At 54.4% G+C, this 12369-nt stretch carries 16 protein-coding genes; 8 read left to right on the plus strand and 8 right to left on the minus strand.

The features are described from left to right. Positions 1-2 precede the first annotated feature (2 nt). Positions 3-590, minus strand: coding sequence for a glycine cleavage system transcriptional repressor (locus ACX1CU_RS06530; RefSeq protein WP_459402738.1), 588 nt, complete (start codon positions 588-590; stop codon positions 3-5). 127 nt (positions 591-717) lie between these two features. Between ACX1CU_RS06530 and dapA the strand changes: the two genes are divergently transcribed. The 7 genes from dapA to tnpA all read left to right on the plus strand — a co-directional run bounded on the left by dapA (position 718) and on the right by tnpA (position 8175). Next, a complete protein-coding gene (dapA, locus tag ACX1CU_RS06535; RefSeq protein ID WP_459401782.1) occupies positions 718-1599 on the plus strand; it encodes a 4-hydroxy-tetrahydrodipicolinate synthase in 882 nt (293 codons plus the stop codon). A 140-nt stretch (positions 1600-1739) separates the two neighbouring features. After that, positions 1740-2792 (plus strand): outer membrane protein assembly factor BamC, encoded by a 1053-nt coding sequence (gene bamC, locus ACX1CU_RS06540; protein ID WP_459401783.1) that lies wholly within the window; start codon positions 1740-1742, stop codon positions 2790-2792. A gap of 192 nt (positions 2793-2984) precedes the next feature. Beyond that, positions 2985-3698 carry a phosphoribosylaminoimidazolesuccinocarboxamide synthase gene (gene purC / locus ACX1CU_RS06545; RefSeq protein WP_459401784.1) on the plus strand — a complete coding sequence of 238 codons (714 nt, stop codon included), beginning with the start codon at positions 2985-2987 and terminating at the stop codon, positions 3696-3698. Positions 3699-3845: 147 nt separating this feature from the next. Beyond that, positions 3846-4709 carry a KPN_02809 family neutral zinc metallopeptidase gene (ypfJ, locus tag ACX1CU_RS06550; RefSeq protein WP_459401785.1) on the plus strand — a complete coding sequence of 288 codons (864 nt, stop codon included), beginning with the start codon at positions 3846-3848 and terminating at the stop codon, positions 4707-4709. 27 nt (positions 4710-4736) lie between these two features. After that, a complete protein-coding gene (locus tag ACX1CU_RS06555) occupies positions 4737-6749 on the plus strand; it encodes a tRNA(Met) cytidine acetyltransferase TmcA (protein WP_459401786.1) in 2013 nt (670 codons plus the stop codon). A gap of 98 nt (positions 6750-6847) precedes the next feature. Further along, entirely contained in the window at positions 6848-7537 is a 690-nt protein-coding gene (ypfH, locus tag ACX1CU_RS06560) for an esterase (protein WP_459401787.1), read from the plus strand. Between the two features lie 179 nt (positions 7538-7716). Next, the gene (gene tnpA, locus ACX1CU_RS06565) at positions 7717-8175 is read left to right on the plus strand and encodes an IS200/IS605-like element IS1541B family transposase (protein WP_042659502.1); all 459 of its coding nucleotides are present in this window, start codon (positions 7717-7719) and stop codon (positions 8173-8175) included. 103 nt (positions 8176-8278) lie between these two features. Here tnpA and ACX1CU_RS06570 read toward each other — a convergent pair whose 3' ends face one another. The 7 genes from ACX1CU_RS06570 to ACX1CU_RS06600 all read right to left on the minus strand — a co-directional run bounded on the left by ACX1CU_RS06570 (position 8279) and on the right by ACX1CU_RS06600 (position 12042). Next, on the minus strand, positions 8279-8464 hold the full coding sequence (locus ACX1CU_RS06570; RefSeq protein WP_459401788.1) for a YpfN family protein: 186 nt from the start codon (positions 8462-8464) through the stop codon (positions 8279-8281). 2 nt (positions 8465-8466) lie between these two features. Further along, positions 8467-9138 (minus strand): M15 family metallopeptidase, encoded by a 672-nt coding sequence (locus tag ACX1CU_RS06575; protein WP_459401789.1) that lies wholly within the window; start codon positions 9136-9138, stop codon positions 8467-8469. Beyond that, positions 9135-10262 carry a succinyl-diaminopimelate desuccinylase gene (gene dapE / locus ACX1CU_RS06580; RefSeq protein ID WP_459401790.1) on the minus strand — a complete coding sequence of 376 codons (1128 nt, stop codon included), beginning with the start codon at positions 10260-10262 and terminating at the stop codon, positions 9135-9137. Before dapE ends, ACX1CU_RS06575 begins: the two co-directional genes overlap by 4 nt. Next, a complete protein-coding gene (locus tag ACX1CU_RS06585; RefSeq protein WP_459401791.1) occupies positions 10259-10624 on the minus strand; it encodes an ArsC family reductase in 366 nt (121 codons plus the stop codon). Before ACX1CU_RS06585 ends, dapE begins: the two co-directional genes overlap by 4 nt. A 167-nt stretch (positions 10625-10791) precedes the next feature. Then, positions 10792-11103 carry an isochorismate lyase gene (locus ACX1CU_RS06590; RefSeq protein WP_459401792.1) on the minus strand — a complete coding sequence of 104 codons (312 nt, stop codon included), beginning with the start codon at positions 11101-11103 and terminating at the stop codon, positions 10792-10794. Positions 11104-11115: 12 nt separating this feature from the next. Beyond that, entirely contained in the window at positions 11116-11553 is a 438-nt protein-coding gene (locus ACX1CU_RS06595; RefSeq protein ID WP_459401793.1) for a GNAT family N-acetyltransferase, read from the minus strand. Positions 11554-11562: 9 nt separating this feature from the next. Beyond that, on the minus strand, positions 11563-12042 hold the full coding sequence (locus ACX1CU_RS06600) for a tetratricopeptide repeat protein (RefSeq protein WP_459401794.1): 480 nt from the start codon (positions 12040-12042) through the stop codon (positions 11563-11565). 219 nt (positions 12043-12261) lie between these two features. Between ACX1CU_RS06600 and ypfM the strand changes: the two genes are divergently transcribed. Beyond that, positions 12262-12321 (plus strand): protein YpfM, encoded by a 60-nt coding sequence (gene ypfM, locus ACX1CU_RS06605; protein ID WP_100396732.1) that lies wholly within the window; start codon positions 12262-12264, stop codon positions 12319-12321. Positions 12322-12369: the final 48 nt, after the last annotated feature.

The following is a 12369-nucleotide window of genomic DNA, read 5'->3' on the forward strand; positions in this document are numbered from 1 at the left end:
CACTACTCTCCATCTTTCTCATCATGCTGTGGATAGTTCACAACGCTAATACTGCCTTGCGCATTCAATTCTGTACATAGGCGATGAAAGGCTTGTTCGATATTTGATGCATCCTGATTGCCGGAGCTGTGCGCCGTGATCTGGATGTACAACTGTGGCGGCAGATCGCCTTCCGCTGGCTGAGTGCGTGACACCAGCTCGGCGATGTTCATCTGGCTGGAATCAAACAACCCGGTAAAACGCTCGATGATGTGCGGGGAGTCTTTCACCTCCACCTGAACCCACACCGCCGCGGGCATTGGCGGCCTTTCGTGCGAGTTTGTGCGTTTCATCACAATCAGTAAATCCAGCTCCGCGCCTTTTTGCGGCAAAGTGGATTCGATCAGGGTAATCGCGTTCCAACTGCCTGAAAGCAGCATGATGAAGGTAAATTCTTCACCCAGCATGGCCAGACGGCTATCTTCGATGTTGCACCCGCAACTGCTGACGTGGCGGGTGATGGTGTTGACGATTCCGGGGCGATCGGCGCCCAGTGCGGTAATCACGAGATAGTGTTCATCTGGCTTAGGCAAAATGCAGCTTCCTGTCATGCTCAATGGGATTACCATGGTAAACATAAAAAAAACCGCCTGCCAAGCGCTTACAACACGTTGTTTGCTTGCTTTTGGATAGGTGTCAAAAGTACCATGAGTCACTTGTTTGTGGAGGGGACGGCCAATGTTTACGGGAAGTATTGTTGCACTGGTTACGCCGATGGACGCCAAAGGCGCTGTTGATCGTGCGAGCCTAAAAAAACTGATTGATTATCATGTAGCCAGTGGGACTGCGGCTATTGTTTCCGTAGGGACTACCGGAGAGTCCGCCACGCTTGCCCATGACGAGCATGTCGACGTGGTGTTGCAGACGCTGGAGCTGGCCGCAGGGCGCATTCCGGTGATCGCCGGAACCGGGGCCAACTCGACCAGCGAAGCGATTTCGCTCACGCGGCATTTCGGCAATACCGGCGTAGTGGGTTGCCTGACGGTAACGCCTTACTACAACCGGCCAACGCAGGAAGGGCTGTATCAGCACTTTAAAGCCATTGCTGAAAGCACCGATCTGCCACAGATCCTGTATAACGTGCCTTCACGTACCGGTTGTGACATGCTGCCGCCGACGATCGCGCGTTTAGCCAAAATCAAGAATATTGTTGCCGTTAAAGAGGCAACAGGGAACTTAAGTCGTGTAAGTCAGATCCAAGTGCTGGTTGAAGATGAAAACTTCACTCTGCTGAGCGGCGACGACGCCAGCGGTCTGGATTTCATGCAACTGGGCGGTCATGGGGTGATTTCCGTCACGGCCAACGTGGCCGCGCGTGAAATGGTAGAACTTTGCCGTCTTGCGGCCCAAGGCAACTTTGCCGAAGCTCGCCGCTTGAATCAGCGCTTGATGCCGTTGCATCAGGATTTATTTGTAGAACCCAATCCAATCCCGGTGAAATGGGCCTGTAAGGCATTGGGATTGATGGCAACCGATACGATGCGTCTGCCTATGACGCCGTTAACCGACGCTGCCCGTCCTGTGGTGGAGCGTGCGTTGAAAAGCGCCGGTTTGCTATAACCCCAAGTCACTGAAGTCGCAGCAATGTGGCACATACATACATCCCCGGCGCTGGCTAAGCCCAGCGGTTGGGGTGTTGTGTGTAACCCATATGGCTGCCGCTGCAAGTACGATGGGGATATCATTCTTAGGGAGATTTGATGGCTTATTCATTGCAAAAGTCGACGGTAGCAACAGTCGTGGGGTTAGCGCTTGTTATGACGCTGGCGGCATGTTCCACCGATCAGCGTTACAAACGCCAAGTCAGCGGCGATGAGTCCTATCTCGACGCCGCACCGCTCAAACCGTTGAGCGCGCCGGCCGGTATGAGCCTGCCAGTGCGATCTGGTGATCTTGAAGTGTCGGCCAGTGCGCAAAAAGGCCCTGTCGGCAAGCAACTGGATATCCGGCCACCGTCGCAGCCACTGGCCCTGCTGAGTGGTTCTCGCAGCCAAAACACGGGTAACAGCGGCACGCTGCTGCTGGAAAACAGCCCGCAGAACCAGAATCTGTGGCCACGTGTGGTCAGCTCATTGCAGGCGAAAAATATGGTTATCGCTTCCCAACAGGAGGCCAGTCAGACGCTGACCACGGATTGGGTGAAATGGAACCGTCTGGATGAAGACACCCAGTACGAAGGCCGCTATCAGGTCAGCCTGCAAAAGCAGGGTTACCAGCAGGCGTTGGTGGTGAAAACGCTAGGGTTGCGCCAACAGGGTAAAACCGAAGAGGTGACCGATCCTACCGAGATCCAGCGTTATAACAGCATGATGATGAACACGATCGTCGAAAGTCTGGATAAGCAGGACAGTTTGACCAGTAGCCGCGCAGCAAGCGGTATTGGTGCGTTGGATGTGCAAAGTGGCGCGGATGACGTTGGCTTGCCGGTATTGATCGTGCGTGCGCCATACGTTGCCGTGTGGGATCGCCTGCCTGCGGCGTTGGAAAAACTGGGGATGAAAGTGGGTGACCGCAGCCGTCCGCAGGGTACCGTTGCCGTAACCTATAAATCCTTGAGCAGTAGCGACTGGGATGCCTTGGGTGTGAAAGATCCAGAATTGAACAACGGTGATTACAAACTGCAGGTCGGTGATTTGAATAACCGTACCAGCCTGCAATTTATCGATTCCAAAGGGAAACCGTTGCCTCAGGGGCAGAATGATGCCCTGGTGGCGGCATTCCAGGCGGCTTTCAGCAAAACCAGCGTTAAATAATCAATCATCAAGGGGCTACGGCCCCTTTTTGTTTTGCCGAAACGGTATCGTTTGCGTCGCGTGTTTGGCACAATAGTCGCCAGCATGCCAAAGAATTTATTAGGTCAATTCTGTACCCGATAGGCTGTAAACCACAGCGCGATAACGCGCAGTTTGGCAGCCGGAAGGTATAACCTCACTGGAGTAAGTAAGATGCAAAAGCTAGCTGAGTTGTATCGCGGAAAGGCGAAAACCGTCTACACCACCGAAAATCCTGATCTGCTGGTGCTGGAATTCCGTAACGATACGTCAGCACTGGATGGTCAGCGCATTGAGCAGTTCGATCGCAAAGGGATGGTGAACAACAAGTTCAACCATTTCATTATGAGCAAACTGGAAGAAGCCGGTATTCCGACGCAGATGGAACGCCTGCTGTCAGACACTGAAGTGCTGGTGCAAAAACTGGATATGGTGCCGGTTGAATGTGTGATCCGTAACCGCGCAGCCGGGTCTTTGGTCAAGCGTTTGGGGATTGAAGAAGGCCTGCCGCTTAATCCACCGCTGTTCGATCTGTTCCTGAAAAACGACGCCATGCACGATCCGATGGTCAACGAATCCTACTGCGAAACCTTCGGCTGGGTGAGCAAAGAGCATTTGGCACGCATGCGTGAGCTGAGCTACAAGGCCAATGAGGTGCTGAGCAAACTGTTCGACGACGCCGGTTTGATCCTGGTGGACTTCAAATTGGAGTTCGGCCTATTTAAGGGTGAAGTGGTGTTGGGGGATGAGTTCTCGCCAGACGGTAGCCGCCTGTGGGACAAAAACACCTTGGATAAAATGGACAAAGACCGTTTCCGCCAGAGCCTGGGGGGCCTGATCGAAGCCTATGAGGAAGTCGCCCGCCGTATCGGTGTGAAGCTCGACTAACCTCATTCCTGCCATATTATTGAATACGGGGCATTTCTGCGGAATGCCCCGTTCTATTTTGCTTTCCAGAAAATTACTGCATTCCCTGCGCCCCTAACCCTTTATAATCATCTTCATACCCACACCATTATATTTTGGAGTTTACATATGCGCTGGCAAGGGCGTCGGGAAAGTGACAACGTCGAAGATCGCCGTGGGCAATCTTCAGGCATGGGTGGCGGTGGTTTTCGCCCGCCGATTGGCGGTAAGGGCGGCATCATTATTCTGGTGGTGGTAGTGGTTGCCGGTTACTACGGTGTGGATCTGACGCCGCTGCTGAACGGCGGTGAGATGGCACCGCAGACGCAACAGCAAAGCGTCAGAATCAGCCCGAAAGATGATGAACTGGCTAAATTCACCTCGGTAGTACTGGCTTCTACCGAAGACACCTGGCAGGAAATCTTCCAGCAAACCGGCAAACGTTATCAGGATCCGAAACTGGTGATGTATCGCGGTGCTACGCGCACCGGTTGCGGAACCGGCCAATCGGTGATGGGGCCGTTCTATTGCCCGGCGGACGGTACGGTGTATATCGACTTATCCTTTTATCAGGACATGAAGACCAAACTGGGTGCCGGTGGTGATTTTGCGCAGGCCTACGTGGTGGCGCATGAGATTGGGCACCACGTGCAGAACCTGCTGGGGATCGAGCGGAAAGTTCGCCAGATGCAGCAGGGAGCCAGCCAGGTGGACGTCAACCGCCTTTCGGTGAAAATGGAATTGCAGGCGGACTGCTTTGCCGGGGTGTGGGGGCACTATGCGCAACGGCAGAACATGCTGGAGGCCGGTGATTTGCAGCAGGCGCTGAACGCAGCACAGGCGATTGGCGACGATCGCTTACAGCAACAGAGCCAGGGGCGGGTAGTACCCGATAGCTTTACGCACGGCACTTCGCAGCAGCGTTATACCTGGTTCAAGCAAGGATTCGACAGCGGCGACCCCAATAAGTGTAATGCCTTTGCTGCCCGTTGATTTATTCCCCTTCAGGTTGGGTTGCTGATGTTACAGGCAATGCAACAGCTCATGCAGCGGCAGGGTATCCGCCGTTTGCTGGTACTTAGCGGAGAACCACAATGGTGCCGTATTCAGGCCCAACAGCTGGTTGCGCAACTGCCGGGTGACTGGCCGTGGGTGGGGAGCGAGGCTCCTTCCGGGATACCGTCTCTAAGCACTGGCGCAGTCAGAACGCTGCTGGGCCAGGAGCGGCTGCACGCCGTTTTTGATGCCACGCAAGGGTTGGACGTAGAGGCTTTGGCTCAACTCTGTGGCACGCTGCGTGCCGGTAGCTGGTTGCTGCTACTGGTTCCCGCATGGTCGAACTGGCGGCAACAGCCGGATGGCGACAGCCTGCGCTGGAGCGATTGCTCGCAGCCGATCGCCACACCCAATTTCATCGCTCATTTGCAGCAACAGCTCGCGGCAGACCCTGAAGTGACCCTTTGGCGGCAAGGTGAACCATTGTGTTTGGCCCGGTTGCCGCAGCGTGCAGACTGGCAACCGCCGCTGGGTTTGCCCAGCACCGAGCAGCAGGCCATTTTGGCCCGCTTGCTGGTGGCAGAAAGCGGCGTCTGGGTGTTAACTGCCGCGCGTGGCCGAGGGAAGTCAACCTTGGCTGGGATGCTGGTGGCCGCCAGCCCGCTAAGCTGCTGGATCACCGGGCCAAGCCGTGCGGCAACCGAGGTTGCCAGCGAATGGGCAGGCGGAAAGGCACAGTTCTGGGCACCTGACGCGCTGCTGCAATACTGTGCCGAACACAACGTCAGTGATGTCGGCTGGTTACTGGTGGATGAAGCTGCGGCGATCCCCGCCCCTTTGCTGCAACAGTTGATTAGCTACTTCCCGCGCGTATTGCTGACCACTACGGTGCAGGGCTATGAAGGTACCGGTCGTGGTTTTTTACTTAAATTTTGCGCCGCATTGCCACAGTGGCAGCCTCTGAGTTTGCAACAACCGATCCGCTGGGCGGTGGGTGATGCCTTGGAGCGCATTATCGATAACGCCTTGCTGTTTAACGAGGAACCGGTGTGGTCAGCGGCCAATCACCCGTTGAGCATCAACCCGCTTGAACAAGCCGCTTTGTGTGCCGATCCCCTTAAGCTAAGGCGTTTCTATGCGTTGCTCAGTAGTGCTCACTACCGCACTTCTCCACTGGATCTGCGCCGCCTGATGGATGCACCGGGTATGCATTTCAGTGCGGCCTCGCTGGCGGACGAGATCGTGGGTGCGCTATGGCTGGTGGATGAAGGGGGCTTGAGCGCTGAACTGGCGCATGAAGTCTGGGCGGGCCGCAGAAGGCCACGTGGCAACCTGGTGGCCCAATCTCTGGCGGCACACGGTGGCCAGTGGTGGGCTCCAACGCTGAGTTCGCGCCGTATTACCCGCATCGCGGTGTTGCCGGAACTGCGCCAGCAGGGGATTGCCAGGCAGTTAATCGAACAGCAAAAGCAGCGTTCGCAGGAGTTGGATTTCCTTTCCGTCAGCTTTGGTTATACCGAACCGCTGTGGCGTTTCTGGCAATCCTGCGGTTTTACCTTAGTGCGCATTGGCAGCAAGCCGGAAGCCAGCAGTGGTTGTTATACCGCCATGGCGCTGCTGCCGCTAAGCGAGCAGGGGCGGGCACTGTGCCATGCGGCGCATAAACATTTGGCTCGCGACTGGCGCTGGTTGCAGCAGCGTATCGATCTGCAACCAGCCATTACCGGGGATGAGTGCGAGCAGTTGCTGAACGAAGAGGACTGGCGCGAACTGGCGGGCTTTGCCTTTGCCCATCGGCCATTGGAAGCCAGCCTGGGTGCGCTGCAACGCCTGTTATTGAACACCGTATCCCCAATGGCCGCTCTGCGCAGCCATTTGCAACAGCAGCAGAGCGTGGTGCAATGCGTGGCTGAGTATGGTTTGAGCGGCCAGAAAGCGCTGTTGCGCCACTGGCGGCAAGAGGTCGCGCAGGCACTGGAACAGTGGGATAGCCAGCGTTGTGAACATTGGCAGCGTTGGTCACAGTCATTGCAATAAATGGAAAGAGTTATTCAATAAAACCCGATTTTCCCGATTTCTCTGCGGTGTATAGTCATTGGCAGTTCGGATCACTATTTAACCTGAGGAGTTCCCCCATGAAACACGAACACTTTGTTGTGCAAAGCCCTGCAACACCGGCTGAGCAATTGATCCTGCTGTTTCATGGCGTGGGCGATAACCCGGTCGCGATGGGGGAGATCGGCAGTTACTTTGCCAAAGATTTTCCGCAGGCGCTGGTGGTGAGCATCGGCGGGCCGTTCGCATTCGGCCAAGGCAATGGCCGCCAATGGTTTTCGGTGCAGGCGGTGACAGAAGCAAACCGCGCAGAACGTATTGCTGAAGTGATGCCGAAGTTTGTCGAAACCGTGCGTTATTGGCAGCAGCAAAGCGGTGTGGGCTATGCGGGAACCGCGTTGGTCGGTTTCTCGCAAGGTTCGATCATGGCGTTGGAAGCGTTGAAAGCAGAACCTAAGCTGGCCGGGCGCGTAGTGGCATTCAGCGGCCGTTTTGCCCAATTGCCGGAAACGAACTTTGGCGAAAGCGTGGTGCACTTGATCCACGGCGAGACAGATGCCGTGATTGCGGTAGAACATGCGTGTGCGGCGGCGGCACAGTTGCAGGCCGTTGGCTGTGATTTTACGCTGGACGTGGAGGAGGGGGTCGGGCATGCCATCAATCAGGGCATGATGAACCTGGCGCTGGAACGCTTGCATTACTATGTGCCGCAGCGCTATTGGGAAGAGGCGATGTTTGGCAAACGCGGGGATTTGATCGCGTTTAAGTAAGGTTCAGGGCGCCAAACGGTGCGCCCTGATGTTATTGTGCACAGAAAACCTCCAGCTAGGCTGGAGGTTCCGTAAAGCTTTCAGCTTTGAGCCAGTTATAAAAACCCCTTTTGATTTGTTAAAACAGTTTGCGGTCTGGCAACTGCAAATATTCAACAAGAAATCAAAAGGGGGTCCCTATGAGGGACGAAAAGAGCTTAGCGCACACGCGATGGAACTGTAAATATCACATAGTATTTGCGCCGAAGTACCGAAGACAGGTGTTCTACGGGGAAAAGCGCAGAGCGATTGGCAGTATCTTAAGAAAGCTGTGCGAATGGAAGAACGTGAATATTCTGGAGGCAGAATGTTGTGTGGATCACATCCATATGCTTCTGGAAATCCCACCGAAGATGAGTGTGTCGGGCTTTATGGGATATCTGAAGGGAAAGAGCAGCCTGATGCTCTATGAGCAGTTTGGCGATTTGAAGTTCAAATACCGTAACAGGGAGTTTTGGTGTCGAGGGTATTACGTTGATACGGTTGGTAAAAATACAGCCAGGATACAAGAATACATAAAGCACCAACTGGAAGAGGATAAGATGGGTGAGCAGTTGTCGATCCCGTATCCGGGCAGCCCGTTTACGGGCCGTAAGTAATGCATAGATGCAAATGTCAGATCGCGATGCGCCTGTTAGGGCGCGGCAGGTAACAGAGCCTTATAGGCGCATATGAAAAACCTCCGGCTATGCCGGAGGATATTTATTTCTTCTTCGGCCAATCCTCTTCATCGTCCCACTCGGCGTTGTTATCGCGATGCGGTGGCAACTCGGGTTTGTTGGCCAGGAATTTTTTATGGTCCAGACGGCGTAACTCTTTGATCCCGTTAAGCACCATGCCTACCAGTATCACCAGAATTACCCACCAGTAGTCCGCTAACCAATGCATGCTTACTTCCTTTCAACCTGTATAAAACGCGAGAATATGGCGGGCAAATGGCGGGCAAGCCATTGCGCACCGGCAACGTCTTTATCCTGCCAAGATGCCAGCAGCAGCTCAGGGGTCAATAACTGTTCGGCCTCCTGTGCCAAAGGGCGGTAGCTAAGATGCCAGGGTTCTACCGCAACGCCACCCTGGTCTGCGGTAAATGGGCGGTAAAAGCCGAAATCGGCCATATGCTCAGTTATCCACTGATTCAGCGGATAAAAATAGCCCCCTTCCTGATATTCCCAGGGTTCCAACTGTAATTTAGCCCCGGCTGGCAGCAGTGATGGATCGTAAATATCCAGATCGCTGCCCCAGTGATGACGGCTGGCACCGGGTAATGCGGACCAGCGCAGGATAGCTTCGCAGCGTTCGGCGGCAGACAGCGGCGTGATATCGATCGGTTGGCTGTCTTGATCCAAGACTGGCCGCTCGCCGCAGAACTTACCGTTCCAGATCGCCAATTGCCGATCGAAATCACGGAAGGTACTGGCAGGTTGCAGATCAAACCCCGCCGCTTTGGCGGCCTGCTGCATAGCGAGGAAAGCCTCCACCGCTGCGGGTTGCAAGCGGTGGTTGCCGCTCAGCACGGCCAAGTGTTCCGTCGAGCGCCCAGTCAGCATTTCTGGCGTGATCATGCGACCAACTGCTCCATAATACGTTGATACATGCGGCTCAGTAACTGCAAATCGGCGGCATGGACGCATTCGTTGACTTTGTGGATGGTGGCATTCACTGGGCCAAGTTCAACCACCTGAGCGCCCATTTGGGCAATAAAGCGGCCATCAGAGGTGCCACCGGTGGTCAGCAACTGCGGTGTCATTTCGGAGTAGTGCTGCACGGCATTGACCACCGCATCCACCAGCGCACCGCGTGCGGTCAGGAATGGCTGGCCAGACAGCCACCAGTCGAGGGTGTAATTCAACTGATGGCGATCCAGCAACTCTTGCACGCGCTGCTTAATGATGGCGTCGGTCAGTTCGGTGCTGAAACGGAAGTTGAACTGCACGAACATGTCGCCGGGGATCACATTGTTGCTACCGGTGCCTGCCTGCACGTTGGCGATCTGCATACTGGTCGGTGGGAAAAATTCGTTGCCCTGATCCCATTCGATCGCCACCAGCTCGTTTAACGCTGGCATGGCACGGTGAACCGGGTTGTCTGCCAAGTGCGGATAAGCGACGTGCCCCTGAATACCGTGGATATGCAGGTTGGCGGTGATCGACCCACGACGGCCGTTTTTCACCACGTCGCCCACGCGCTCGGTACTGGAAGGCTCACCTACCAGACAATAATCGAGGCGCTCGTTGCGTGCCTTCAGAGCTTCCACCACTTTCACGGTGCCATGCGTGGCGCTGGCTTCTTCGTCGGAGGTGATCAGGAATGCCAAGCGGCCTTGATGATCCGGGTGTGCTGCCACAAAACGTTCAGCAGCCACCACCATTGCGGCTAAGGAGCCTTTCATATCCGCTGCACCGCGCCCATAGAGCATGCCGTCGCGGATCGTCGGTTCAAAGGGCGGGATCGCCCAATTTTTCTCATCACCGGTGGGCACCACATCGGTGTGGCCAGCAAAGGCCAGCGTTGTACCTTGGCCGCGCCAGGCCCAGAAATTCTGCGTGTCGCCAAAGTTCATTGGCTCAATGGTGAAACCAGCCGCCTTCAGGCGGGCAATCATGATCTCCTGGCAGCCTTCGTCGTGCGGGCTGAGGGAAGGGCGCTTGATTAACTGTTGCGCCAGTTCAATAACAGGGCAGATCATGATTTAACCTCGGTGAGAAATTGCTGATAGCTGTCGATGCTGAAACCCAGCAGAGCATGGCCGTTGCCGTCATCCAACAGCGGGCGCTTGATAATGGCTGGCTGCTCCAGCATCAGGGCGATGGCCGCATCGGCATTATCGCAGGCATTGCGTTGTGCCTCGTCCAACTTGCGCCAGGTGGTGCCGCGAGTGTTCAGCAACGGTTGCCAGCCAAGGCGTTCGACAAAACCACGCAGTTGCTGTTCACTCAGCCCGTCTGCGCGATAGTCGTGGAATTGATAAGCTACACCCTGTTCTTCCAGCCAGCGGCGTGCTTTCTTAATGGTGTCACAATTTTTTATGCCAAGCATAGTTAACGTCATAGGAAAAAGCCTTCTCAACAACACACCAGATAGCCGGTGGTAAACCGCTTGTAGCGGAAAATAGAAACCCGCGCTCAGCATGCCGAAAAATGCCGGGGAGTTCCACAGCTAAGGGGTTACAAAGATGGGCGAAGGTGAAAGTTTTCACCTTCTATAAACGAAATAGTTTAAGCATTATCTTGTTGCACTGACCAGTGCTTCATTTCTTCGCTGATAAAATAATTCACCAGTTCCGTATAGATATTTTCAATCACGTCTGGGCTAAGACCGTTTTCACTGGCCCATTGTCTTCTGGTTTGGATCATGGCGTCGAAGCGTGCTTTGGCTCGCACGGCGTCGGGGCTGGTTTTGAATTTTGCAGCGGCTTTGACATAGTCAAAACGCTGGGCAAGCAGTTTAATGATCTGCTGATCCATAATGTCGATTTCTGCACGTATATCCTCCATGCCAGTACAATCCTGCGGTAATAATTTGTTCATCAATTTTCCTTATTATTCAAGGCGTACATAGCCGCCGTTCTGCAAACGTTCAAGCGCCGTTCCTTCTGCATAGACCATACCGGTTGTCAGATCGTGGAAGCCGTATTTGTTATAAAATGCCAGTTTGTCCGGCACCGAATAAATGAACACCTTGCCGAGCGGAGCCAGATCCTGCATTACGCGCGCCATTAACTGGTGACCATAGCCATGCCCTTGCCAGTGGGGGTGGATAGCCACATCCGCCAGATAGGCGACCGACGTCATATCGCTGATGGCATGAGCGGTCGCCATCAGTTCACCATTAACGAAGCCGAAATAACAGAACTGACTGTTTTGATAGACCTTCTGCATCACCTGCGGGTCACGTTTGCCTAATCCGGCGGCTTCCAGCAATTCTGCCAACCGTTGCCAGTCAATGTTGCAACGATCGGGGTCGACAAAGATCTCCACGGTTGGCTCCTAACTGATGCGATCCAGATCCGTCGCATATTGACGGATCGCGCGTTGGTAGTGGCTGATAGCGCTGTGGGAGGAGGTTTCTGCCAACAGCAGTAGCAAATCGGCGACGGCCTGTTTGGTTTCACCCAGATTATAGAGCGTCATGGCGCGGAACAGGGTGATCTCCTTGGCCTGAGGAAATTCGCCTAAGCCAGCATCAAAAGTGGCCAGTGATTTCTGATAATCCCCCAGTGCGCGGTAGGTGCTGCCCAAGCCGAGCCAGGCCTCTTGGCGCTGCTGTGCTGGCAACTCGTATTGCAACGCGGCGAGATAGCAGGGAATCGCCTGTTGTTCAAAACCCTGCACATCGTAAAGGCAGGCTAACTGGTAATGCAGCATGGCATCCTGGGGGGCCTGTTGCAGCATTAACTGCAACAGGTCGCTGGCTTCCTGATAGCGGCCCTGCTCTTTCAGTTGTTCGATAGTGAACGTCGGGGACATGACATTGCCTTTAATGTGAGGTTTTTTTAACCCTTTGGCACGCTACTACGGAAGAATTGATCGCACAAGGGAAGATAAAATTTACCCAGCATGCTGATTAATTTGAAAATGTGCGCTGTCCCCAGTTTTGATGAATGGCACCGTTCCCAAAAGGCTTCACGTGGTTAAAAAATGGGCGTAGAATTTGAAGTGATTTTTAATGGAGGCAGTAAAGTAATTATGGTTGATCGCGAGTTAGGAAACTGGAAAGACTTCATTGACGAGATGTTAGGTAACTAACACCGGCTTGAAGCTTACAACAAGGCAGTTGATTGGTTTTTTACTTAA

This window comes from Serratia sp. D1N4, from assembly GCF_054552755.1.

What these genes read in the sequence shown, in the direction of transcription:
- purC (WP_459401784.1), top strand. Translation starts at nt 2,985, where the DNA reads ATGCAAAAGCTAGCTGAGTTGTATCGCGGAAAGGCGAAAACCGTCTAC.
- bamC (WP_459401783.1), top strand. Translation starts at nt 1,740, where the DNA reads ATGGCTTATTCATTGCAAAAGTCGACGGTAGCAACAGTCGTGGGGTTA.
- ACX1CU_RS06590 (WP_459401792.1), bottom strand. Translation starts at nt 11,103, where the DNA reads ATGAACAAATTATTACCGCAGGATTGTACTGGCATGGAGGATATACGT.
- ypfH (WP_459401787.1), top strand. Translation starts at nt 6,848, where the DNA reads ATGAAACACGAACACTTTGTTGTGCAAAGCCCTGCAACACCGGCTGAG.
- ACX1CU_RS06530 (WP_459402738.1), bottom strand. Translation starts at nt 590, where the DNA reads ATGACAGGAAGCTGCATTTTGCCTAAGCCAGATGAACACTATCTCGTG.
- ACX1CU_RS06600 (WP_459401794.1), bottom strand. Translation starts at nt 12,042, where the DNA reads ATGTCCCCGACGTTCACTATCGAACAACTGAAAGAGCAGGGCCGCTAT.
- ACX1CU_RS06585 (WP_459401791.1), bottom strand. Translation starts at nt 10,624, where the DNA reads ATGACGTTAACTATGCTTGGCATAAAAAATTGTGACACCATTAAGAAA.
- ACX1CU_RS06555 (WP_459401786.1), top strand. Translation starts at nt 4,737, where the DNA reads ATGTTACAGGCAATGCAACAGCTCATGCAGCGGCAGGGTATCCGCCGT.
- dapE (WP_459401790.1), bottom strand. Translation starts at nt 10,262, where the DNA reads ATGATCTGCCCTGTTATTGAACTGGCGCAACAGTTAATCAAGCGCCCT.
- ypfJ (WP_459401785.1), top strand. Translation starts at nt 3,846, where the DNA reads ATGCGCTGGCAAGGGCGTCGGGAAAGTGACAACGTCGAAGATCGCCGT.
- dapA (WP_459401782.1), top strand. Translation starts at nt 718, where the DNA reads ATGTTTACGGGAAGTATTGTTGCACTGGTTACGCCGATGGACGCCAAA.
- ACX1CU_RS06575 (WP_459401789.1), bottom strand. Translation starts at nt 9,138, where the DNA reads ATGATCACGCCAGAAATGCTGACTGGGCGCTCGACGGAACACTTGGCC.
- tnpA (WP_042659502.1), top strand. Translation starts at nt 7,717, where the DNA reads ATGAGGGACGAAAAGAGCTTAGCGCACACGCGATGGAACTGTAAATAT.
- ACX1CU_RS06570 (WP_459401788.1), bottom strand. Translation starts at nt 8,464, where the DNA reads ATGCATTGGTTAGCGGACTACTGGTGGGTAATTCTGGTGATACTGGTA.